The organism is Pseudomonas sp. B21-019, from assembly GCF_024749225.1.
Lineage (GTDB): Bacteria > Pseudomonadota > Gammaproteobacteria > Pseudomonadales > Pseudomonadaceae > Aquipseudomonas.
Map to the genome: position 1 here is coordinate 539,291 of NZ_CP087193.1, position 23,372 is coordinate 562,662.

The 23,372-nt window shown below is 60.0% G+C and carries 20 protein-coding genes, 1 pseudogene and 1 riboswitch; of the genes and pseudogenes, 15 read left to right on the forward strand and 6 right to left on the reverse strand.

The genetic code is table 11. From position 1 onward, the window contains the following. Nucleotides 1–78: 78 nt before the first annotated feature. The 3 genes and pseudogenes from LOY36_RS02345 (at nucleotide 79) to LOY36_RS02355 (ending at nucleotide 2,638) form a co-directional block, all read left to right on the forward strand. On the forward strand, nucleotides 79–1,053 hold the full coding sequence (locus tag LOY36_RS02345; RefSeq protein ID WP_019650721.1) for a glycosyltransferase: 975 nt from the start codon (nucleotides 79–81) through the stop codon (nucleotides 1,051–1,053). Nucleotides 1,054–1,056: 3 nt separating this feature from the next. After that, nucleotides 1,057–1,761 carry a hypothetical protein gene (locus LOY36_RS02350; protein ID WP_258672158.1) on the forward strand — a complete coding sequence of 235 codons (705 nt, stop codon included), beginning with the start codon at nucleotides 1,057–1,059 and terminating at the stop codon, nucleotides 1,759–1,761. A 71-nt stretch (nucleotides 1,762–1,832) separates the two neighbouring features. Further along, nucleotides 1,833–2,638: pseudogene (locus LOY36_RS02355) on the forward strand (hypothetical protein). A 10-nt stretch (nucleotides 2,639–2,648) separates the two neighbouring features. Here LOY36_RS02355 and LOY36_RS02360 read toward each other — a convergent pair. From LOY36_RS02360 to LOY36_RS02375, 4 genes are all read right to left on the reverse strand, one after another. Beyond that, on the reverse strand, nucleotides 2,649–3,614 hold the full coding sequence (locus tag LOY36_RS02360) for a metal ABC transporter ATPase (RefSeq protein ID WP_258672159.1): 966 nt from the start codon (nucleotides 3,612–3,614) through the stop codon (nucleotides 2,649–2,651). A gap of 81 nt (nucleotides 3,615–3,695) precedes the next feature. After that, nucleotides 3,696–4,511 carry an aldo/keto reductase gene (locus LOY36_RS02365; protein WP_258672160.1) on the reverse strand — a complete coding sequence of 272 codons (816 nt, stop codon included), beginning with the start codon at nucleotides 4,509–4,511 and terminating at the stop codon, nucleotides 3,696–3,698. After that, nucleotides 4,508–5,683 carry an FAD-binding oxidoreductase gene (locus tag LOY36_RS02370; protein WP_258672162.1) on the reverse strand — a complete coding sequence of 392 codons (1,176 nt, stop codon included), beginning with the start codon at nucleotides 5,681–5,683 and terminating at the stop codon, nucleotides 4,508–4,510. Before LOY36_RS02370 ends, LOY36_RS02365 begins: the two co-directional genes overlap by 4 nt. Nucleotides 5,684–5,914: 231 nt before the next feature. Next, nucleotides 5,915–6,247 (reverse strand): multidrug efflux SMR transporter, encoded by a 333-nt coding sequence (locus LOY36_RS02375; protein ID WP_007939639.1) that lies wholly within the window; start codon nucleotides 6,245–6,247, stop codon nucleotides 5,915–5,917. 103 nt (nucleotides 6,248–6,350) lie between these two features. On the opposite strand from LOY36_RS02375, the gene LOY36_RS02380 reads away from it, so the two are divergent. Next, nucleotides 6,351–7,241, forward strand: a complete 891-nt coding sequence (locus tag LOY36_RS02380) for a LysR family transcriptional regulator (protein WP_018928534.1) — start codon at nucleotides 6,351–6,353, stop codon at nucleotides 7,239–7,241. 22 nt (nucleotides 7,242–7,263) lie between these two features. Further along, nucleotides 7,264–8,544 (forward strand): lipid IV(A) 3-deoxy-D-manno-octulosonic acid transferase, encoded by a 1,281-nt coding sequence (gene waaA / locus LOY36_RS02385; protein WP_258672164.1) that lies wholly within the window; start codon nucleotides 7,264–7,266, stop codon nucleotides 8,542–8,544. A gap of 57 nt (nucleotides 8,545–8,601) precedes the next feature. Here waaA and LOY36_RS02390 read toward each other — a convergent pair whose 3' ends face one another. Then, complete coding sequence (locus LOY36_RS02390) at nucleotides 8,602–10,041, reverse strand: TolC family outer membrane protein (RefSeq protein ID WP_019650714.1); 1,440 nt, start codon at nucleotides 10,039–10,041, stop codon at nucleotides 8,602–8,604. A gap of 205 nt (nucleotides 10,042–10,246) precedes the next feature. Further along, nucleotides 10,247–10,352, forward strand: a riboswitch (TPP riboswitch). Nucleotides 10,353–10,518: 166 nt separating this feature from the next. Between LOY36_RS02390 and thiC the strand changes: the two genes are divergently transcribed. Both thiC and cytX read left to right on the forward strand, forming a co-directional pair. Next, nucleotides 10,519–12,408: a phosphomethylpyrimidine synthase ThiC gene (thiC, locus tag LOY36_RS02395; RefSeq protein ID WP_258672166.1), complete on the forward strand. Its 1,890-nt coding sequence runs from the start codon at nucleotides 10,519–10,521 to the stop codon at nucleotides 12,406–12,408. A gap of 212 nt (nucleotides 12,409–12,620) precedes the next feature. Next, nucleotides 12,621–13,913: a putative hydroxymethylpyrimidine transporter CytX gene (gene cytX / locus LOY36_RS02400; RefSeq protein WP_258672167.1), complete on the forward strand. Its 1,293-nt coding sequence runs from the start codon at nucleotides 12,621–12,623 to the stop codon at nucleotides 13,911–13,913. Here cytX and LOY36_RS02405 read toward each other — a convergent pair. Next, entirely contained in the window at nucleotides 13,882–14,628 is a 747-nt protein-coding gene (locus LOY36_RS02405) for an RsiV family protein (RefSeq protein WP_258672168.1), read from the reverse strand. The two genes, cytX and LOY36_RS02405, sit on opposite strands and share 32 nt — an antisense overlap. 229 nt (nucleotides 14,629–14,857) lie before the next feature. On the opposite strand from LOY36_RS02405, the gene LOY36_RS02410 reads away from it, so the two are divergent. From LOY36_RS02410 to parC, 8 genes are all read left to right on the forward strand, one after another. Further along, entirely contained in the window at nucleotides 14,858–15,475 is a 618-nt protein-coding gene (locus tag LOY36_RS02410) for an NUDIX domain-containing protein (protein WP_258672170.1), read from the forward strand. Then, nucleotides 15,466–15,918 carry a DUF1249 domain-containing protein gene (locus LOY36_RS02415; protein WP_007939629.1) on the forward strand — a complete coding sequence of 151 codons (453 nt, stop codon included), beginning with the start codon at nucleotides 15,466–15,468 and terminating at the stop codon, nucleotides 15,916–15,918. Before LOY36_RS02410 ends, LOY36_RS02415 begins: the two co-directional genes overlap by 10 nt. A gap of 111 nt (nucleotides 15,919–16,029) precedes the next feature. Next, entirely contained in the window at nucleotides 16,030–16,845 is an 816-nt protein-coding gene (cpdA, locus tag LOY36_RS02420; protein ID WP_258672171.1) for a 3',5'-cyclic-AMP phosphodiesterase, read from the forward strand. Nucleotides 16,846–17,010: 165 nt separating this feature from the next. After that, a complete protein-coding gene (locus tag LOY36_RS02425) occupies nucleotides 17,011–17,619 on the forward strand; it encodes a YqiA/YcfP family alpha/beta fold hydrolase (protein WP_258672172.1) in 609 nt (202 codons plus the stop codon). A gap of 43 nt (nucleotides 17,620–17,662) precedes the next feature. Beyond that, nucleotides 17,663–19,570 carry a DNA topoisomerase IV subunit B gene (gene parE / locus LOY36_RS02430; RefSeq protein ID WP_019582186.1) on the forward strand — a complete coding sequence of 636 codons (1,908 nt, stop codon included), beginning with the start codon at nucleotides 17,663–17,665 and terminating at the stop codon, nucleotides 19,568–19,570. Next, complete coding sequence (locus LOY36_RS02435; protein WP_258672173.1) at nucleotides 19,570–20,559, forward strand: esterase-like activity of phytase family protein; 990 nt, start codon at nucleotides 19,570–19,572, stop codon at nucleotides 20,557–20,559. Before parE ends, LOY36_RS02435 begins: the two co-directional genes overlap by 1 nt. Then, nucleotides 20,556–21,077 carry a TIGR02281 family clan AA aspartic protease gene (locus LOY36_RS02440; RefSeq protein WP_018928522.1) on the forward strand — a complete coding sequence of 174 codons (522 nt, stop codon included), beginning with the start codon at nucleotides 20,556–20,558 and terminating at the stop codon, nucleotides 21,075–21,077. Before LOY36_RS02435 ends, LOY36_RS02440 begins: the two co-directional genes overlap by 4 nt. 10 nt (nucleotides 21,078–21,087) lie before the next feature. Continuing rightward, the gene (parC, locus tag LOY36_RS02445) at nucleotides 21,088–23,352 is read left to right on the forward strand and encodes a DNA topoisomerase IV subunit A (protein WP_258672175.1); all 2,265 of its coding nucleotides are present in this window, start codon (nucleotides 21,088–21,090) and stop codon (nucleotides 23,350–23,352) included. The last annotated feature ends 20 nt before the right edge of the window (nucleotides 23,353–23,372 follow it).

Genomic DNA, 23,372 nt, shown 5'->3' on the forward strand with positions numbered 1-23,372 from the left:
TGGAGGTATAACCGTTCCCGTTGACGTTGGCCGGTACAAATCCGCGCTTACCTGCTGTTGTCTTGTGGTAGTTATTTTATGAAAGTCATGCTCCTGGTGATGGATGAGCAGCGTGTCATATTGGACCGTCTGTATGAAATCGTGCAGCAGAACTGCACCGATTGCGTTGTCTATCGCCTAAGCAAACTGCAACAGATGAAGCTCGGCCCGTTTCTCGCTTCGGTCAATTATCAGAACTTTGACCGGGTCGTGATTTTCTCCAGAGTCAAGCGCCTCGCGCCGCAGCTCAGTGTTCTAAAGTGTATTCCCGGGCTGATTTTTCTCGAGCATGACGCCTATCAGAACTACATGCCCGACAGTAAGTACCGGAGAGTTTATTCGCGTCTGTATCGCCGTCTCCCAAGCTCTCGCGTGCTGGTGTCTGGCGCTGTTGTTGCGCGTAGGATGCAAGCTGAAAATATTGATGCAGTGTTCGTTTCAAAAGGATATGACGAACAGATGCTGCATAACATGGACGGTGTTCGAGACATTCCGATCGGGTTTCTGGGCAGTTTGAAAAGTACCGAATATGCGCAGCGCAAGGCCGTCCTTGAATCGCTGGCTCGGCGTACCGGCATGTTGGTAACCCGGACCCAGTCTGGCGCCGAATATCTTGAAACACTCAATCGCATCAAGATCTTTGTCAGTGCCGATATCGGCATGGGCGAATTCATGATCAAAAACTTTGAAGCCATGGCCTGTGGCTGTGTACTGCTGGCCTGGAGTCAAGGTGAAGAAGATGAGTTGTTGGGCTTTCAGGATATGCACAACACCGTGTTCTATCGCTCCGAAGAGGAGGCAGTGGAAAAACTCAAGCTGTTGGAGAATGATCCTGCGTTAGCGTCTCGTATCGCCAGTAACGGGCAGGCGTTCGCTGAGAGCCAGTATTCCTTTGCACGTGTGGGACGTACCCTCGCTGTTGAAATCCAGCGTGAAATGCGTCCTTGGCGACCGCCATCGGCATTCACTCGTCTGTGGGTCAAGTTACGTCATGGGATGAAGGTTCCGGAGTAGCTCATGGAATGTCAGAAGCCTCAAACCTGTGAACAATTGGCGCTGGATGCAATGCCTGGTGGGCACCAGTCCGTTATGGATGGACTGCCGCAGGAGCTGAAAGACTGTCTGCGCTCGGCCGCTCGCGTTGTGCTTATAGCTAATAATCCGGCTATTACGTCGGCCGATTTCCAGGCACTGAATATTGGCATTGATGACGTCGTGGTCAGCTTCAACACCTGTGTTAAATCAGCATTGCTTCGCCCGCAGAGCGTCAATGTATTCGTTCATGGCTACAACGCGCCGGACGCTTACTTTTTCGGCCTTCCTTATGGATCTGAAGTGCGGCGACTTTTCGAACACGCTGGCGAGCGTTGTTTCACAATGCTGGTGGGATGTACGGAGCCAATGTGCGCTTTGCCGCGAGTGGCGCTTTTTTGGGAGCGCATTCCGTTACCGGCACTGTGGAACTATCCGGTCGACCGACCAGGAGGCAAGCGGTATGTTGGACCTTCCACCGGCTTTAATGCACTGGTGTTGTTCGATTGGCTGCGCAGTCACACTGGTTATACCTACCAACTGATGACATTGGGTTTTTCCAACGAGGCAGGAAAGCTCTGGGGCGGGCATGCCTGGGACTATGAGCGAGACTGGCTGCAAAAGTCGGACGTCATCGTCGTGCCTCTGCGGCGTCGTAGTTGGTGGCAAACATTGCTTCGTCGCAAATGAATGATTGTTGGTAACCGGTCACCAGCAGGGCGCCGAAAAGCGGGCTCGTTTTCTTTCAGGGGTGTTGTCGAGTGTTAAATGTTGCGGTGGCTTTTTTTGGTATCCCAAGAAATTCGGAAATCTGCTTTCCCTCCATTCAAGAAAACGTTCTTGCGCAGTTGCCCCCGAACAGCAACGTAAAATGCTTTTATCATCTGTATAAAGTCGACGAAGTCCAGAACGCGCGCTCAGGCGAAAGGGGGGAGCTGAAGGCGGATAACTATAAGGCCTTCGAGGTTATGACGGGCCAGCTCACTTCAACGGAAGGTGTTCTTGAGCGTTGGAACTTTGAACAAGTCAAGGCACTCGGCGATACCTGGGCTGACGAGTACGCATCACTTCGGAACCTGATCTATCAGCTGAATTCGCTGCACACAGTCACCGCCATGATGGAGTCCTTCAATCCTGATTTCGTAGTATTCGTTCGTCCGGACAATTTCTATCACACACCGCTTCCCGCCTATGTGTTCGATCACCCTGAAGCCAGGCGACTGAATAGCTATATCCCTGATTGGCAGTGGTGGGGGGGCTGAACGATCGTTTTGCCATTTGTGGGCGCGATACCTATATGGCTTATGGGAAAAGGATCGAGCACATCTTCGACTTCTGCAAGGCGACAGGAAGGCAGTTACATTCCGAACGACTGCTCAAATACGTATTACAACAGGCAGGAGCCCGGATTTGCACCATGGATACCAAGGCTTCCCGTGTTCGTATCACCGGTGCATTTGCTGATGAATCGTTCTCTCCCAAGCGCGGCATGGGCAAGCGGGAGAATCGCTACTTTCATTTGTTTGCGCAGTTCCGCACGTTCATGGACAAGCAACGATCAAGCTAGGCGCAAGCAATTATTTACTCAGTGTTCCCCGCACCAGCTTCACCAGTCGGAGAGCCTTCACGCTAAGTTGCTTCAACCCTTGTCGCTGAGCTTTCGGTACCCCCAGCCCTTGTTGTGCTATCCAGTCCTTCCAGCGAATACGTTCTTCACGGACCACCCAACCTTGTTGGATAGCGAAGCTCTCCGCCAGGTACAGTCCACGGGTACTGGCCGGTAAAAGCTTATCGCGCTTGAGCGTATACAACTCGGGGAGGGGCACCCCGTCTTCAAGTGGCATCAGGTACAAATCGGGACGTTTGCGATCGAGCCGGGCCACCAGTTGATCGCCCTCCAGCCGCTCGTCGACATGGAACAGGCTCAGGGATTTGGCTTCCTTGGGCACGTCCAGGCGCAAATCGTAGATCAATTGCAGCGAGGCTGTCGGCAAGTGCACGTAGGCCCGGGGACGTTCGATCAGCGGCATGTTCGCGCAGCGCACCGGCCGCGCCGAGCCGGAGAGTGGTGTCAGGCGAAACGGCAGGGCTTCGCGGTAGTGCAGGGCAGCCGAGTAGGGCGCTGGCAGCCAGGTTTCGTTGAAGCGCCCGCTGAGCCAGCCTTCCGGGGTTTCCAGCAGGCACTCTTCGGCAATTTCCTGGGTCGCCGTGTGCAGCGGCAGGTTCAGCTCATGGGCCGGCACGTAGCCGGAGATCAGCTTGAGCACCACGTCGCCGCGATCCTGCCGACGTTGACGCACCAACACCCAGTAGTCGCGATTCTGCCAATGCAGGGTCAGGCGCACCGAAACCCCGAGGTTCGCCAGCTCCAGGGCAAACCGCTCGCTATCGGCCACCGTCACCGGACGGCGGCGTTGCAGGGTCTGGGAAAAATTCAACGGCATCCCGACGCTCTGATAACTCAAACCTTCGGGCGTGGCTTCGACGAACAGCGGCAGGGTCTTGAAGTTGCTCGGGTTCTTTCTGATCAGCGTACGCGGCATGTCGGCTCCTGCTTAAGGCCGCGTGGGCGGCATCAATGGCTAGGGTCTGTTGACGGCCAGCGTCGCGGTCGTCACCAAACGTCAACAGGCCCTATGAAGGACCTGGGCAACGGTCGCGACGTTGTGGGCGAGGTGCAGCGGATTGATGGTCCCGACAATAGCACTGGCCACCCCCGGGTGTTCAAACAACAACTCGAAGCTGGCACGCACCGGATCAACACCCGGGCTCAGGCAGACGTGGCCGCTGGCCAGGGCCTTTTTGACCAGGATCGCTTTGCCGTGAGCAGCAGCATAGTCAATGACTGGCTTCTCGCTCTGTTCGTTCAGATTGTAGGTGACCATTGCGCAATCACCTTGTTCCAGAGCCTTCAAACCGCCTTCGACGGTTTTACCGGAAAAGCCGAAACCGCGAATCTTGCCTTCGCGCTTGAGCTCGGCAAGGGTCGCATAGACCTCATTGTCGTTGAGGATCGCCAGGTCGTTGCCGTCGGAATGCACCAGCACCAGATCGATAAAGTCCGTTTCCAGGCGTTGCAGGCTGCGCTCCACCGAGAACCGGGTATGCGCAGCGCTGAAATCATGGCGGGACTGACCGTCGGCAAACTCTTCGCCGACCTTGCTGACGATTACCCAGTCCTGACGCTGACCACGCAGCAACGGGCCGAGACGCTCTTCGCTGCGGCCATAGGCCGGGGCGGTGTCGATCAGGTTGATGCCCAGGTCGCGCGCGAGTTTGAGCAGCCTGCGGGCTTCGTCGTCGTCGGGGATCTGAAAACCGTTGGGGTATTTCACCCCTTGATCGCGGCCAAGTTTCACTGTGCCCAGGCCCAGGGGTGATACCAGCAGGCCTGTGCTGCCCAGCGGGCGATGCAGGTCATGCAGGGTCGGTTGGCTCATGGCAGCAGTTGCTCCCAGGCAGGGACACCGATCGGCGGTTTCGGCAGTTCCGGCAGCGGGGCGGCATGGCTTGGCTGAATGCCGTCGCGTTGCAACGAGGCGATGACGCGGTCGGCGAAGTCCGGTGCCAGGGCCAGTTTGGTCGGCCAGCCCACCAGCAAACGATTCTGCTCGGCGAGGAAGGCGTTGTCCGGGCGGGTCAGGCCCGATTGCAGCGGCTCGGCGCGTTCGACCCGCAAGGTCGCCCACTGTGCGGTGCTCAGGTCGATCCACGGCAGAAGTTGGCCAAGTTCTTTCTGGGCGGCGGCAATTTGCGCGGCTGGCTCGCGGGCCACGCCTTCAGCTTCGGCGATGTCGCCTCCCACGTACCAGACCCACTGGCCATCGGCGGCCGGGTGAGTGGTCACGGTGACGCGCGGCTTCGGCCCGCCGCCCAGGCAGTGGGCGTACAGCGGTTTGAGGCTCGGGCCTTTGACGATGATCATGTGCAGGGGACGGCGCTGCATGGCCGGCTGGCTCAGGCCCAGCGTGGTCAGCAGGTCAGCGGTGCCGGCACCGGCACTGAGAACGATGCGCTGGGCGCGGATTTCGCGTTCGTCGACTTTCAAACCGACCAGTTCGCCATTCTCCAGTAGCGGTTCGATGTGCTGACCGGCCAGCAGACCGTCGCCAGCCAGGTCGGCCAGGCGCTGGATCAGGCTTGGCACGTCGACCACCAGTTCCGTCAAGCGATAGACCTTGCCCTTGAAGCGCTTGTCTTGCAGCGCCGGCGGCAATTGATCACCTTTGACCTGATCGACCCGCCCGCGCACGGCTTTGCTGGCGAAAAAGCTGGTGAGGTTGCCAGCGAGGGTGCCGGGGGACCAGAGGTAATGGGCATCGGACAATACGCGCACGTCGGACAGGTCCAGTTCGCCGTCGCCGGCCAGCGCCTCACGCCAGCGACGCGGCATGTCGGCAATGGCTTCCGAGGCGCCGGTCAGGGCGCCGTGCAACGCGTATTTGGCACCGCCGTGGATGATGCCCTGGGACTTCAGGCTTTGCCCGCCACCGAGGCTGGCGCTTTCCACCAGCACGGTCGAGAAACCCTGGCGGCGCAGGCGTGCATTCAGCCAGAGGCCGGCGACACCAGCGCCGACAATCAGAACGTCGGTGGAAATAACGGATGGCATGCAGCGACCTCAGTGTTCAAGACGAGGGCGCAGTATACAGACTCATGGATTGGAGGTTTTGCTGGCGATCAAGAGATCCATTGTGGCGAGGGGGCTTGCCCCCGTTCGACTGCGCAGCAGTCGTAAAGCCTGCCGCCGCAATATGTCAGAAAAAAGCGGTGACCGGATTCGGGGCCGCTTCGCGGCCCAACGGGGGCAAGCCCCCTCGCCACAAGAGGTTGATGTCAGCAGTTAATGCCCCGCTGTTTTCGAGAACAACTGAATAACCACGACGCCCAGCACAATCAACGCCATCCCCAGCATTGCCGGCACATCCAGTTTCTGCCCGTAGATAAACAGTGCCGCGACGCTGACCATCACGATGCCCATGCCGGCCCACACCGCGTAGGCCACGCCGACCGGAACGCTGCGCACCACCAGGGTCAGCATCCCGAAAGCAATGCCGTAACCGACGATGACCAGCAGCAGCGGCAGTGGCGTGCTGATACCCTTGACCGCTTTCATCGAAACGGTGGCGATCACTTCGGCGCAGATGGCAATTGCGAGGTAGTAGTAAGCGGTCATGGGTCAATCCTCGTATGAAGTGTTGCTTTCTGAGGTCGGCATTCTAGAGATCCGCCAGATGCGGTAAAGTCATTACCTATCTGTTCTGAAGATGGGTTGAGCCATGAACATGCAATGGAGTCTGGAACAGCTGCACTTGTTTGTCAGTGTCGCGGAACAGCGTTCCTTTTCCGCGGTGGCGCGGGATCAGCGCAAGGCGCAGTCGGCGGTCAGCAGTTCGATTGCGCTGCTGGAAGAAGACCTGGGCGTCAGCCTGTTCGATCGCAGCAGTGGTCGCCAGCCGAAACTCACCGAAGCCGGCACCGCGCTGCTTGAAGAGGCACGGGAAGTGCTGCGCCAATGTGAGCGCCTCAACGGCCGGGCATTGGCGATGATGCGCGGCCAGGAAGCGAGTTTGCGGGTGGCTCAGGACGAGGCAATGCCTTATCAGGCAGTGGTTGAAAGCTTCGAAGCCCTGGCCGAACAATTTCCCAGCCTCGAAGTGCAACTGACCAGCGCTGCCCAGGGTGATGTCGCGCGCAAACTGGTGGAGCGTCGGGCCGACCTGGGTTTGCTGTTTTATCACGAGCAGATTCCCGAAGCCCTTGAGCGCCGAGTGCTGGGCAGCGTTGAAATGGTCACGGTGTGCGGCGTGGGGCATCCATTGGCGCAACAGACGCAGGTCAATTGCCAGCAACTGGCGCAGCATCGACAGTTGCTGATGTCCACGCAGTCCAGCGTCTATCCCGGCAGTGAACCAGCCAGCCCGCAGGTCTGGCGGGCCGACAGTTTCTATGTGATGGCCGAGTGGGTGATGCGCGGCCTTGGCTGGGCCTGGTTGCCGCGCCATGTCGTGCAGTACCCGGCGTATCAGAATCTGATGGTCGAACTGACCAGCGAATGGACGCCGCCGGCATTGATTGTGGAGCTGGTCTGGCGCCGCGACGAGCCCCTCGGCCCGGCAGCCCGTTGGCTGGCGGAACGTTTTGCCGTGCACTTGCAGGCGATTGGCTAAAAAACCGATAAACTCCGCCGCCATGAATAGAACCCTCTACACCGCGCTGTTTTACCTGGGGCTGCCATTGGTAGCGATTCGGCTTTGGCTGCGGGCGCGCAAGGCGCCCGCGTACGCCAAACGCATTGGCGAGCGTTTCTCCCTCGCGCTACCGGCGATGAAGCCGGACGGCCTTTGGGTGCACGCGGTGTCGGTGGGCGAAAGCATCGCCGCGGCGCCGATGATCCGTGCCTTGCTGCAGCGATATCCGACGCTGCCGATCACCGTCACCTGCATGACCCCGACCGGATCCGAGCGCATCCAGGCGCTGTTTGCCAACGAGCCGCGCATTCAGCACTGCTATTTGCCTTATGACTTGCCTTGCGCTGCGGCGCGATTCCTTGATCGGGCCCGGCCGAAACTGGCGGTGATCATGGAAACCGAGCTCTGGCCCAACCATATCCATCAGTGCGCCAAGCGTGGAATTCCCGTGGCCCTGGCCAATGCGCGACTGTCCGAACGCTCGGCCAAAGGCTATGGCCGCTTCCATAAACTGACCCAGCCGATGCTCGCCGAGATGAGCCTGTTCGCAGTACAGACCGAAGCCGAAGCGCAGCGTTTTCGCGATTTGGGCGCGCGCCCGGAAACGGTTGAAGTGACCGGTTCGATCAAGTTCGACCTGACTATCGACCCGCAATTACTGCAACGTGCTGCCGAGTTGCGTGGACAATGGCAGGCGCAGGAACGCCCGGTGTGGATCGCCGCGAGTACCCACGAAGGTGAAGACGAGGTGGTGCTCGATGCCCATCGTCGGCTGCTGGCCAATCACCCCGATGCCTTGCTGATTCTGGTGCCGCGTCATCCGGAGCGCTTCAACCCGGTGTTTGAGTTGTGCCGGCAAAAAGGTTTCGCCACGGTACGGCGTTCGACGGGCGAGCCGGTGAATGCAGACACTTCGGTGCTGCTGGGCGACACCATGGGCGAGTTGCTGTTTCTCTACGCCCTGGCCGACAGCGCTTTCGTCGGTGGCAGCCTGGTGCCCAACGGCGGCCATAACCTGCTGGAGCCGGCGGCCTTGGCCAAACCGGTGCTCAGCGGGCCGCACCTGTTCAACTTCCTCGAAATCGCCGCGCAGTTGCGCAGCGCCGGGGCGCTGGCCGAGGTCGATGATGCCGAAGGTCTGGCACTGGCGGTGCAGCGGCTGTTCGAACTGCCGCGCGATGCACAGCGGATGGCGGAGGCGGGGCTGAAGGTGATGCGCACCAATCAGGGCGCGTTGCAACGGTTGCTGGATGGGTTGGGGCGGTTGATCGACAAGTCTTGAGTTTGTCACCGACCAATTGTGGCGAGGGAGCTTGCTCCCTCGCCACAGGTTTACCTTTTAATGAGCGGGATTAGCTCGTAACTGCTCCGCCGCAGCCTTCGCCAGATCCGGTGGCAAGAAGTCCTTGTCCGGGTTGTAGTCGGCTTTGAGATAACGCGTCAGGTCCTGCAAATCCCCCGGGTTCAAGGTGCCGGCGGCCTGCTTCAGGCGCAGGTTGTCGAGGATGTAGTCGTAGCGGGTGTTGTTGTAGTTGCGCACCGAGGTGTACAGCTGACGCTGGGCATCGAGCACGTCGACGATGTTGCGCGTCCCCACCTGATAACCGATTTCGGTCGCTTCCACCGCGCTCTGGTTGGAAATGATCGACTGCCGACGCGCCTGCACCTGCTCGACGTCGGTGTTCACGGCGCGGTGCAGATTGCGGGTGTTTTCCACGACCTGACGACGCAGCGCTTCGCGTTGTTGCTCGGTCTGATCCAGCCGTGAGTAAGACTCACGCACCTGGGAACTGGTGAGCCCGCCGCTGTAGATCGGAATGCTCAATTGCAGGCCGACAGTGCGCTGCTCGACATCGCCGCCGTAATGCACGCCGGTCGCGCTCGGGTTGGTAAAGCCGAGGGCGTCGTTGTCACCTTTCTTGTATTGCGCGACCGCATCCAAGGTGGGTGCATGCCCGGCCTTGCGCTGCTTGAGGGTTTCCTCGGCGGCGCTCACCGCGTAGTTGCTGGCCAGCAGATTGAGGTTCTGCCTGGCGGCGGTATCGACCCAGGCTTTGGCGTCGTTCGGCGCCGGCGGCAGGATCGGCAAGGTGTGGACGATGCCCTGGATCGAGTTGTACTGACGGTTGGTCAGGGTGATCAGCGCTTCGAACGCGTCATCCACCTGACGCTGGGCGAGAATCCGGTTGGCCCGCGCCGTGTCGTAACTGGCCTGGGATTGCAGCACATCGGTCTTGTCCGACAGGCCGACGTCGAAGCGCTCGTTGGACTGGTCGAGCTGGCGTTTGAACGCTGCTTCTTCGGCCTTGGTCGAGGCCAGGTTGTCCTGGCTGCGCAGCACGTTGAAGTAGCTTTCGGCGCTTTGCAGGATCAGGTTCTGTTCGGTGGCCGAGAGTTGCAAGGCGGCCTGTTCGTTGACGTCCTTGGCGGCCTGGAACTGGAACCAGCGGTCGGCGCGGAAAATCGGTTGCGACAGGGTCGCCTGATACACCGTACCGCTGCGGTTCGAGGTCACCGATGGCTGATCGAGCGCGGTACGGGTGTCGTTCATGTTGGCACCGGCCGACAGGTTGGGCAGCAGCCCGGCGCGGGCCTGGGGCACGACTTCCTTCTGGGCGCCGTATTGGGCACGGGCGGCGGCGATATCGGCGTTGTTATCCACCGCTTCCTGATAGACGCTGACCAGGTCGGTCTTGGTCGATAAGGGCGCTTCTGCTGCCCAGGCCATTCCATTGGACGCACAAGACACGGCAAGGGCCAGTGAGAGTTTGCGCAGCATGAGGCCATCCCTAAAAATTACGCTGATAATTTGAGCGCCAAGGCTACGGCGCGGCGCCCTGCAGCGTCAAGGCAGAGCGTCAAGGCGCGGCACGGCGTAGCGAGTGTAGTTGCACGCAGGCACGGCAACAATCCGCTGATTGCGCCATTCATCATGGTGTTTACCGTGGTGTTGGCGTTCTTTGCCGGTTATGTCTAGACTGGCCGGGTTCTTGTCGGGGTGCCTTGCTATGAGGCTGAGATCGAATAATTTCGGATCCCGTTGAACCTGATCAGGTTAGCGCCTGCGTAGGGAACAAGATTTCTCGTCACCCGGCGAGTCCTCTTGTGCTTCGTCCGGGATGTTGTTCGACAATCGAACACCCCTCGAGCATCGAGCACAGCACCTGCTGGATTTTTCAGCGCCCGTGCGTCCATTCGTTTACAGGTTCGCTCCGACAAAAATCCACTGCCTGGATGTGTGTCTGGAGAGCCCGTGATGACTACAAAATCAAAAATCGCAACCAACCTGAGTGATTCGGCCAAGGTCGATCAGCAATCGGTTCAGCCGTTTACCCGCTCGCAAAAAATCTATGTTCAGGGCACACGCCCCGACATCCTCGTGCCGATGCGCGAAATCAGCCTGGACGTGACCCCGACCGACTTCGGCGGCGAAATCAACGCGCCAGTGGTGGTGTATGACACCTCGGGCCCGTACACCGATCCCAACGTCATCATCGACGTGCGCAAAGGCCTGGGCGATGTGCGGTCGCCGTGGATCGAATCCCGTGGCGACACCGAACGCCTGTCCGGCCTGAGCTCCAACTTCGGCCAGGAACGCCTCGCTGATCCGGAGCTGACCAAGCTGCGTTTCGCCCACGTCAACAACCCGCGTCGCGCCAAGCCGGGTGCCAACGTCAGCCAGATGCACTACGCCCGCAAAGGCATCATCACCGCCGAGATGGAATACGTCGCCATCCGCGAAAACATGAAGCTCGAAGTGGCCCGCGCCGCCGGCCTGCTGGACCAGCAACACGCCGGCCACAGCTTTGGCGCCAGCGTGCCGAAAATCATCACCCCGGAATTCGTCCGTGAAGAGATCGCCCGCGGTCGCGCGATCATTCCGGCCAACATCAACCACACCGAACTGGAACCGATGATCATCGGCCGTAACTTCCTGGTGAAGATCAACGGCAACATCGGCAACAGTGCCTTGGGTTCGTCCATCGAAGAAGAAGTGGCGAAGCTGACCTGGGGCATTCGCTGGGGTTCGGACACGGTCATGGACCTGTCCACCGGCAAGCACATCCACGAAACCCGCGAATGGATCATCCGTAACTCGCCGGTGCCGATCGGTACCGTGCCGATCTATCAGGCACTGGAGAAGGTCAATGGCGTCGCCGAAGACCTGACCTGGGAGCTGTTCCGCGACACGCTGATCGAGCAGGCCGAGCAGGGCGTCGACTACTTCACCATCCACGCCGGTGTGTTGCTGCGCTACGTGCCGCTGACCGCCAAGCGCGTGACCGGTATCGTCTCCCGTGGCGGTTCGATCATGGCCAAGTGGTGCCTGGCGCACCACAAGGAAAACTTCCTCTACACCCATTTTGAAGACATCTGCGAAATCATGAAGGCCTACGACGTCAGCTTCTCGCTGGGTGATGGCCTGCGTCCGGGCTCGATTGCCGACGCCAACGACGAAGCGCAATTCGGTGAGCTGGAAACCCTCGGCGAGCTGACCAAAATCGCCTGGAAGCACGACGTGCAGTGCATGATCGAAGGCCCGGGCCACGTGCCGATGCAGTTGATCAAAGAGAACATGGACAAGCAGCTGGAGTGCTGCGACGAGGCGCCGTTCTACACCCTTGGCCCACTGACCACCGACATCGCCCCAGGCTACGACCACATCACTTCCGGTATCGGTGCGGCGATGATCGGCTGGTTCGGTTGCGCCATGCTCTGCTACGTGACGCCGAAGGAGCACTTGGGCCTGCCGAACAAGGATGACGTGAAGACCGGGATCATCACCTACAAGATCGCCGCTCACGCCGCCGACCTGGCCAAAGGGCATCCGGGGGCACAGATTCGCGACAACGCCTTGAGCAAGGCGCGTTTCGAATTCCGTTGGGAAGACCAGTTCAACCTGGGCCTCGATCCAGATACCGCACGTTCGTACCACGATGAAACACTGCCGAAGGATTCGGCCAAGGTCGCGCACTTCTGCTCCATGTGCGGGCCGAAATTCTGCTCGATGAAAATCACCCAGGAAGTCCGTGAATACGCGGCCAACCAGCGGATCGAAACCGTCGATGTCGAAGTCGCCAAGGGACTGGCGGAGCAGGCTGAGCGGTTCAAGCAGGAAGGCAGTCAGCTGTACAAGAAGGTTTGATCTGACCGGCGCACTCGGGTGCGCCGCTTACCCTTGTGGCGAGGGAGCTTGCTCCCGCTCGGCTGCGAAGCAGTCGTAAAATCGGTAATCGCAACCTGACTGTCAGACCGCGGTGACTTGTTTTGGGTCTGCTTCGCAGACCAGCGGGAGCAAGCTCCCTCGCCACAAAGGGTGGTCAACACCACAACACATGTTCCTCTGAGATAACACCCTTGAGCATTCAACCCAGCACTTACTCCCCGGATATCGCGGTGCCGACCGACAAGCGCGTCTTCGGCGGTCGTGATCTGTTTTCCCTGTGGTTTTCCCTCGGCATCGGCTTGATGGTGTTGCAGACCGGCGCTTTGCTCGCACCGGGTCTGGGCCTGTCCGGCTCATTGCTGGCGATTTTTCTCGGCACGCTGGTCGGCGTGCTGTTGCTGGCCGCTGTCGGCGTGATCGGCAGTGACACCGGCCTGTCATCGATGGCCGCGCTCAAACTCAGCCTCGGTGCAAAAGGCGCGAGCCTTCCGGCGGTGCTGAACCTGCTGCAACTGATCGGTTGGGGTTCGTTCGAAATCATTGTGATGCGCGACGCCGCCAGCCTGCTCGGCGCCCGTGCATTCAGCGAAGGCAGCCTGTGGTCGAACCCATTGCTGTGGACGCTGTTCTTCGGTGCACTGGCCACCTTGCTGGCGGTCAGCGGTCCGCTGACCTTCGTGCGCAAGATCCTGCGCAAGTGGGGCATCTGGCTGTTGCTGGCCGCGTGCATCTGGCTGACCTGGAACCTGTTCGCCAAGGCCGACCTGGCGGCGTTGTGGGCGCAGGCCGGTGATGGTTCGATGCCGTTCGCCGTCGGTTTCGACATTGCGATCGCGATGCCGCTGTCCTGGCTGCCGCTGATTGCCGACTACTCGCGGTTCGGCAAGCGTGCGAAGAATGTCTTCGGCGGTACGGCGTTGGGTTTCTTTATCGGTAACTTCTGGCTGATGAGCCTGGGCGTGGCGTACACCCTGGCGTTCGCGCCGAGTGGTGAAGTGAATGCCTTGCTGCTGGCGCTGGCCGGTGCTGGCCTGGGGATTCCGTTGCTGCTGATTCTGTTGGATGAATCAGAAAATGCCTTTGCCGATATTCATTCGGCGGCGGTGTCCAGCGGGATTCTGCTGCGCTTGAAAGTTGAGCATCTGGCCTTGGCCATCGGCGTGATCTGCACGCTGATCGCTTGCCTGGCGCCATTGGCCCAGTACCAGAATTTCCTGCTGTTGATCGGTTCGGTGTTTGCGCCGCTGTTCGGCGTGGTGCTAGTGGATCACTTCATCCTGCGCAAACGCAGTAGCCAAGTGGCCTCGGCCGCCTTGCGCTGGCCGGCGTTGCTCGCCTGGTTGGGCGGGGTGAGTACTTATCACTTGCTGGCCAATCTCTATCCGGACATCGGCGCAACCCTGCCGTCGCTGGTACTGGCAGGGCTGCTGCAACTGGTGCTTGGTCGAGCCTTCAGCTACGGCCGGGAAACAGCTCAGGCTTGAGAATGCCGTTCAGGCGTGGGTAGGGGATCTTCAGTTCGACGTGGCCCAATGCGTAAGGCGCAAGGGTGCTCACTTCGTACTTGAGGATCACCCCGCCATACGTCAACGCCACGTTCTGGGTTTTCACGAAGGGCCAGCTCTTGACGAACTCCGGCTCCTGATCGAGTTTGGTGCTGATCAGCCAGCTGTTGTGCGCCACCTGGGCCGCTTTCCAGAACGCTTCTTCCTGCCCCGGGATCACCATGTCCGACAGCGTCAGCACTTTATGCTGCTGACGCGAGTAGTTGATGAAACCGCGGCCTGGCGTGCCATGGGCACCGCCATTGTCCAGATAGCTGGACAGTTCAATGATCACCAAGCCGTCATGCTGCTCACGTACCTTGGCTTGCAAGTAGCTGCTGTAGCGCGGCTCGGCACTGCTCAAAAATTGCTCGCGATACGCCGCCAGCGTCGGCGCTACAGAGGCGTCGGGTGAGGTGCGGGTCATTTGCAGCAAACGTTTTTCGATGATGCCGTCAAGCGCAGGCTCAGCCGGGAAGTGCAGCGTATCGATGTTCACCAGCGGGCAGTCAGGGTTGGCGCAACCTGGTTTCAGCTGTTCGGAAGCGTCGCGGGTGGTTTCCAGCGGCGCCCGGTAATTGGGCTGGAAAAGACTCTGGCACGCACCCAGGGTCAGGGCGATGGCGGCCACGGAGGCGATCTTGAAAAGCGACATGGGCGTCCTTAATGAAACAGGGGAAGGCGAAAAGTTAACCGCTTCGACTCTCAACGAGGCAGTCAGTTCGCCACTAAGCTAATTAGAGTTGGTTTCGCCCTCACCGTCTATCCCGCTGACTGTAAAGGGGCTGCATCAAACATCGCGGGCGCGTTAGGATGGCGCGAAGTCGAGGTTGCAAGTAACAAAAAGGAGCCTCGTAACGGATTTGCAGTAAACGAGGATTGTCATGACTGATTTTGCCAACGCCATTCCGACCGCCGTTGATATTGTTCGGCGTGAAAAGTGCTACGAGGGTTTCTACAAGCTCGACCGCGTGCACCTGCGCCACGAATTGTTCGACGGCGGCATGAGTCGCGAGATCAATCGTGAAGTGTTCTTGCGCCACGATGCAGTGTGTGTGCTGCCTTATGATCCACAGCGCGACGAAGTGGTGCTGATCGAGCAGTTTCGCGTCGGCGCCATGGGCAAGACCGACAATCCGTGGCTGATCGAACTGGTCGCCGGTCTGATCGACAAGGATGAAGTACCGGAAGAAGTTGCTCACCGCGAAGCGCAGGAGGAAGCTGGACTTGTATTCGGGGCGCTCTGGCCGATGACCAAATATTTTCCATCGCCGGGTGGCAGTAACGAGTTTGTGCATTTGTACCTGGGGCGTTGTGACAGTGCCGGGGTTGGCGGCCTGCATGGGCTGGAGGAAGAGGCAGAAGATATTCGCGTCACGGTCTGGGCTTTCGAAGATGCCCTGCAAGCCGTGCGTGACGGACGTATTGCCAACGCGGCGAGCATCATTGCCTTGCAGTGGCTGGCTTTGAACCGCGTGGAAGTGAGGGGGTTATGGTCGTAAACAAGCTGCGCGATCGATATCGGGTCGACCTCGTGGGGCTGCAAGCCTCTTGCGAGGCCAACTACGCGCGCCTGATGCGACTGTTGCCGGACATGCGCAACGATCCGGCGGCCCGGCGCATTGCCGTGACCCAAGGTGACCAGATGCTTGGCGTGCTGGCCCTGGAAGTGCTGCAAGCCTGTCCGTACACCACCACCCTGCAGGTGCGTCAGGAGCACAGCCTGCCCTGGTTGCCAGTGCCGCAACTGGAAGTGCAGGTGTATCACGACGCGCGCATGGCTGAAGTTATCAGCGCCGAACATGCACGACGCTTTCGCGGCATCTATCCTTACCCGAACGCCGCGATGCATCAGCCGGACGAAAAGGCTCAACTCAATCTGTTCCTGGGGGAATGGCTGAGTCATTGCCTGGCTTGCGGACACGAGTACGCCGTTGTGCGCTAAGAGTGCTGTGTAGTTGTGAACTGCTTCCGGTTCACAGGTTTCCTCTTTTGATCGTCCCCCAGCATAATTGCGGCACTTTCCAATCCCGTGATCACGCCCTGGGAGAACGCCTTGCCGAGCGTATCCACTTTGACCACCGCCGATCCGGCGTTGCTGGTGCAACTCTCCGACAGTCATCTGTTTGCCGAGGCGGACGCGACGTTGCTGGGCATGAATACCCGCGACAGCCTGCAACAGGTGATTGAGCTGGTATTGAAGCAGCAACCGCAGATCGATCTGATGATTGCCACTGGCGATCTGTCCCAGGACGGGACGCTGGAGTCGTACCAGCTGTTTCGCGACCTGACCCGGCAGATCGATGCCCCGGCGCGCTGGATCCCCGGTAATCACGACGAGCCGCGGATCATGGCCGAGGCGGCGGTGCACAGTGCATTGCTGGAGCCGGTGGTGGACATCGGCAACTGGCGGGTGACGTTGCTCGATTCGGCGGTGCCGGGTTCAGTGCCGGGGTATTTGCAGGATGAGCAGTTGCAATTGCTCGTGCGCTCGTTGAGCGAGGCGCCGCAGCGGCATCATCTGGTGTGCTTCCATCATCATCCGGTGTCGATCGGGTGCGCGTGGATGGAGCCGATTGGATTGCGCAATCCAGAGGCGTTGTTCGCGGTGCTGGATCGGTTTCCGCAGGTACGTGCGGTGCTTTGGGGGCATGTTCATCAGGAGATTGATCAAGTGCGCAACGGTGTTCGCCTGATCGCATCACCCTCGACCTGCATCCAGTTCGAACCGGGCAGTGACGATTTCAAAGTGAGTGAGCAGGCGCCGGGGTATCGGTGGTTGCGGCTGTTGCCCGATGGTCAGCTTGAAACTGGCGTTGAGCGCGTGACCGGGTTCGATTTCCAGATTGATTACGGCTCCAACGGCTACTGACACTTACCGATTCCCCCTGTAGGAGCTTGTAGGAGCTGTCGAGTGCAACGAGGCTGCGATCTCTTGATCTTGCTTTTAAACAAAGTCAAAAGATCGCAGCCTCGTTGCACTCGACAGCTCCTGCAGTAAACTCCGCCTTCTTTACCCGACGCACAGGGAGCTCAAATGTCTGGTTCGATCCTTTATATCCACGGTTTCAACAGCGCGCCTGCCTCAAAAAAGGCCACTCAGTTGATCGAAGTGATGGAGCGGCTGGGCTTGAGCGATCAGTTGCGTGTGCCGGCCCTGCATCACCATCCCCGCGAGGCCATCGCTCAGCTGGAACAGGCGATTGCGGAGCTGGGGCGGCCACTGCTGGTCGGCAGCTCACTCGGCGGCTACTATGCGACTCACCTGGCCGAGCGCCATGGCTTGAAAGCCCTGTTGATCAACCCTGCCGTCAGCCCACACCGGATGTTCGACGGGTTTCTGGGGACGCAGAAAAACCTGTATACCGATGAGACCTGGGAAATGACCCACGACCACGTGACGGCCCTGGCCGAGCTGGAAGTGCCGGCGCCCCAGGATCCGCAGCGGTTTCAGGTATGGTTGCAGACTGGCGATGAAACGCTGGACTATCGCCTCGCCCAACAATATTACCGGGCCTGTGCCTTGCGCATTCAGGCCGGCGGCGACCATAGTTTCCAGGGTTTTGCCGCGCAACTGCCGGCAATATTGAGTTTTGCCGGCATCGGCGCAGATTTGTATCAGGCGATCGATTTCACAGCACTGTGATCATTGCCCCCCTATTTTCACTGAACACTGACGACGAGACCCCATGGCCACTCCCAGCGCTAGCTCTTATAACGCAGACGCCATCGAAGTCCTCTCGGGCCTCGACCCGGTGCGCAAACGCCCCGGCATGTACACCGACACCAGTCGGCCGAACCACCTCGCCCAGGAAGTCATCGACAACAGCGTCGACGAAGCTTTGGCCGGGCACGCGACGTCGGTGCAGGTCATCCTGCACGCCGATCACTCCCTGGAAGTCAGCGATGACGGCCGTGGCATGCCGGTGGACATTCACCCGGAAGAGGGTGTTTCGGGCGTCGAGCTGATCCTCACCAAACTCCATGCGGGCGGCAAGTTTTCCAACAAGAACTACCAGTTCTCCGGCGGTTTGCACGGGGTGGGTATTTCCGTGGTCAACGCCTTGTCGACCGAAGTCCGGGTGCGTGTAAAACGTGACGGCAACGAATACCAGATGACCTTCGCCGACGGTTACAAGAAAACCGAGCTGGAAGTCATCGGCACCGTCGGCAAGCGCAATACCGGCACCAGCGTGTTCTTCGCACCGGACCCGAAGTATTTCGATTCACCGAAATTCTCCATCAGCCGCCTCAAGCACGTGCTCAAGGCCAAGGCCGTTCTGTGCCCGGGGTTGCTGGTCAGTTTTGAAGACAAGGCCACCGGCGAGAAAGTCGAATGGCATTACGAAGACGGCCTGCGCTCCTACCTGGTAGACGCGGTCAGCGAATTTGAACGCCTGCCTGACGAGCCGTTCTGCGGCAGCCTGGCCGGTAACAAGGAAGCCGTCGATTGGGCGTTGCTGTGGTTGCCCGAGGGCGGCGACAGCGTTCAGGAAAGCTACGTCAACCTGATCCCGACAGCCCAGGGCGGTACTCACGTCAACGGTCTGCGTCAGGGCTTGCTCGACGCCATGCGCGAGTTCTGCGAGTTCCGCAGCCTGTTGCCGCGTGGTGTGAAGCTGGCGCCGGAAGACGTCTGGGAGCGTATCGCTTTCGTCCTGTCGATGAAGATGCAGGAACCGCAATTCTCCGGCCAGACCAAGGAGCGCCTGTCCTCCCGTGAAGCGGCCGCCTTCGTTTCCGGTGTGGTCAAGGATGCTTTCAGCCTGTGGCTCAACGCCAACCCGGAAACCGGCATGTTGCTGGCCGAACTGGCGATCAACAACGCCGGTCGTCGTCTGAAGGCCAGCAAGAAGGTCGAGCGCAAACGCATTACCCAAGGGCCGGCATTGCCGGGCAAGCTCGCCGACTGCGCCGGGCAGGACCCGATGCGTTCCGAGCTGTTCCTGGTGGAAGGTGACTCCGCAGGCGGTTCGGCCAAGCAAGCGCGGGACAAAGAATTTCAGGCGATCCTGCCGTTGCGCGGCAAGATCCTGAACACCTGGGAAGTCGACGGCAGCGAAGTGCTGGCCAGCCAGGAAGTGCACAATATCGCCGTGGCGATCGGTGTCGACCCGGGCGCGGCGGACATGAGCCAGCTGCGTTACGGCAAGATCTGCATCCTCGCCGACGCCGACTCCGACGGTCTGCACATCGCAACCTTGCTCTGCGCCTTGTTCGTCCAGCATTTCCGCCCGCTGGTGGATGCCGGTCACGTCTATGTCGCCATGCCGCCGCTGTACCGTATCGACCTGGGCAAAGAGATCTACTACGCCCTCGACGAGGCCGAGCGCGACGGCATCCTCGATCGCCTGGTGGCCGAGAAGAAACGCGGCAAGCCGCAGGTCACCCGATTCAAGGGGCTGGGTGAAATGAACCCGCCACAGTTGCGCGAAACCACCATGGACCCGAACACGCGGCGCCTGGTGCAACTGACACTGGGTGAAGATTTCGCCGAGACCTCGGAAATGATGGACATGCTGCTGGCGAAAAAACGCGCGGGCGATCGCAAGACCTGGCTGGAATCCAAAGGCAACCTGGCCGAGGTTCTGGGCTGATGCGGTTTGGCTGGGCCCTGGCGTGTGCGTTGCTGCTGACTTCGGTGACGGTTTCTGCCGAACCCGCGCCAGAGCTGCGCCTGTTGTCCGAACATGCCGTCGACGGCATGCGCGGCGGCAATCTTTCGGGGCTGGCCCAGTGTGGCAAGGAGCTGTGGACCGTTTCGGATCGCGACGATGATCAAATCTATCGCCTCGACACCCGCAACTCCACCTGGCAAGCCGAAACCGTGCACATTGACGTACCCCTGGTGCCCGACACCGGTTTGCCTTGGGGCTTGCGTGCGCGGACTTGGGCGGCATCGTTCGTGCGGGGCGGGGATCTGGATTTCGAAGGCATCACCTGTGACAGCGCGGGCAATCGTTACATCGTCAGCGAAGGCCACGCCGCGGTGTTGCAAGTACCGCCAACCGGGCCTGCGTCCTGGCTGAAAATCTCGCCGATGCTGGTTCGCGAAGCGCGGGCGAGCGGCATGTTGTTGCACTTCAATGCATTATTCGAAGGCTTGGCGATCAATCCGGCCGGTGACACGCTGTGGCTGGCCGCCGAACGTGAGCGCCGCGGTTTGCTGCTGATCAAGCGCCAGCAAACAGTGTGGGACTGCGACGGTAGCTGTGTGCTGCTGAGTGAAGGCGGGGTGGAAATGCAGCCAGCGCAATTTCCCCACGCCAGAGCTCGCCCTCGGGATTTTGCTGATCTGTCATTGTTCGACGGCAAGCTGTTTACCCTTGAGCGCAACGCCTTTCAGATCTGTCGCCGTGATGCGGTGACGACCAAGGTCGAGCGCTGCTGGTCGTTTGCTGCCGAGGCCTTGCAGGAAAATCGTCGTTATTCACAACCCTTTGGGCTGGCGGAAGCGCTGATCATCGACGTCGAAGGTGCCTGGATCGGTATCGACAACAACAACGGTGCGCGCGCCGACGGTGAAGTACGGCCGATTGTGTGGCGCTTTGCCGCGCCTGAAGGTGGCTGGAGTGCCAAGCCATGAGTCAGCAACCGCCGGGCAAACGCGCCGGTCGGGTGTTGATGGTGCTGGCCTGGGGCGCCGCGCTGTTTCTGGCGACGCGGTTCTTCGGTCAATGGGAGGAGCGTCAACAGAATCCCAACACCGTCGTCAGCTCTGAGCAGGGCCAGGGTTTTATCGAAGTGAAGCTGATCGGCAACAGCCAGGGGCATTTTGTCGCCACCGGCCAGATCAACGGCCAGCCCGTGGAGTTCATGCTCGATACCGGTGCGACCGATGTGTCGATCCCGGCCGAAATGGCTGAACGATTGAAGCTGGAAAAAGGCTTCGGGGTGACCCTGAGCACGGCCAATGGCTTGAGCGAGGGCTATCGAACCCGCCTCGACCGGCTGCAACTGGGCGCCATCGTGCTGCGTGACGTTCGCGCGCTGGTGGCGCCCGGTTTGCACGGCAATCAAGTGCTGCTCGGCATGAGCGCACTGAACAAACTTGAATTTACCCAGCGCGGTGGCACCATGCTGCTGCGCCAGACCACGAAATAATGAGGCCCGCATGAGCGACTCCCTTGATCTCAGCCTGGACGGTGTAGAGCGCCGGTCACTGGCTGACTTCACCGAAAATGCCTACCTCAACTACTCCATGTACGTGATCATGGACCGTGCCTTGCCGCATATCGGCGACGGCCTGAAACCGGTACAGCGACGCATCGTCTATGCGATGAGCGAGTTGGGGCTGGACGCCGATTCCAAGCACAAGAAGTCGGCGCGTACCGTCGGTGACGTGCTCGGTAAATTCCACCCTCACGGCGACTCGGCGTGCTACGAAGCCATGGTGCTGATGGCCCAGCCGTTCAGCTACCGCTACACGCTGGTCGACGGCCAGGGTAACTGGGGTGCGCCGGATGATCCCAAGTCCTTCGCGGCCATGCGTTACACCGAAGCGCGGCTGTCGCGTTATTCCGAAGTGCTGCTCAGCGAACTGGGCCAGGGCACGGCGGACTGGGGCCCGAACTTCGACGGCACCCTGGAAGAACCTCTGGTGTTGCCGGCCCGTTTGCCGAACATTCTGCTCAACGGCACCACCGGTATCGCCGTGGGCATGGCCACCGACGTCCCGCCGCATAACCTGCGCGAAGTCGCGACCGCTTGCGTGCGTTTGCTGGATGAACCGAAAGCCACGGTCGAGGAGCTCTGCGAACACATTCAGGGCCCGGATTATCCGACCGAAGCGGAAATCATCACGCCGCGCGCCGACCTGCTGAAAATCTACGAAACCGGTCGCGGTTCGGTGCGCATGCGCGCTGTTTACCACGTCGAAGACGGCGACATCGTCGTGACGGCGCTGCCGCACCAGGTCTCTGGTGCCAAAGTGCTGGAGCAGATTGCCGCGATGATGCAGGCCAAACCGTCGAAAGCCCCGCAGATCGCGGACTTGCGCGACGAGTCGGACCACGAGAACCCTTGCCGCATCGTGATTATTCCGGTCAACAGCCGGGTCGATCACGAAGCGCTGATGCAACACCTGTTCGCGACCACCGAGCTGGAATCCAGCTACCGGGTCAACATCAACATCATTGGCCTCGACGGCAAGCCGCAGCTCAAGAACCTGCGCGCATTGTTGGTGGAATGGCTGGAATTCCGCGTGCGGACCGTGCGTCGACGCCTGCAATTCCGTCTGGACAAGGTCGAGCGTCGCCTGCACCTGTTGGACGGTTTGCTGATTGCCTACCTCAACCTGGACGAAGTGATCCACATCATCCGTACCGAGGAGCAGCCGAAGGCCAGCCTGATCGAGCGCTATGCCCTGAGCGAAATCCAGGCCGACTACATTCTCGACACCCGCTTGCGTCAGTTGGCGCGACTGGAAGAAATGAAGCTGCGTGCCGAGCAGGATGAACTGCTCAAGGAACAGGCCAAGCTGCAAGCCCTGCTGGGCAGCGAAGCCAAGCTGAAGAAACTGGTACGCAGCGAGCTGATCAAAGACGCCGAAACCTATGGCGACGACCGTCGTTCGCCAATCGTCGAGCGCGCCGAAGCCAAGGCGATGACCGAGCACGATCTGCTGCCGAACGAGAAAGTGACGGTCGTGTTGTCGGAAAAAGGCTGGGTTCGCTCCGCCAAAGGTCACGACATCGATGCTACCGGACTGTCCTACAAGGCCGGGGATGGCTTCAAGACCTCGGCGGCCGGGCGTTCCAACCAGTTTGCGGTGTTTATCGACTCCACCGGCCGCAGTTATTCGGTTGCATCCCACACACTGCCGTCGGCCCGTGGCCAGGGTGAACCGCTGACCGGCCGTCTGACGCCGCCACCAGGGGCGAGCTTCGAATGCGTGCTGATGCCTGAAGACGATGCGCTGTACGTGATCGCATCCGACGCCGGTTACGGTTTCGTGGTCAAGGGCGAAGACCTGCAAGCCAAGAACAAGGCGGGCAAGGCCCTGTTGAGCCTGCCGAACAACGCCAAGGTCATCCTGCCGCGTCCGGTGGCCGACCGTGAACACAACTGGCTGGCCTCGGTGACCACCGAGGGTCGCCTGCTGATCTTCAAAATCAGCGATCTGCCACAATTAGGTAAAGGTAAAGGGAATAAGATCATCGGGATTCCCGGTGAGCGTGTTGCCAGTCGCGAAGAATATGTCACGGACATCGCTGTTTTGCCGGAGGGCGCTACTTTGGTGCTGCAGGCCGGCAAACGTACCTTGTCACTGAAGGCGGACGACCTTGAACACTATAAAGGTGAGCGTGGACGTCGCGGTAACAAACTGCCACGGGGCTTCCAGAGGGTGGATGCGCTGTTCGTCGAAAACCTCAATTAAGCGTCCTAGAGCGCTCGATC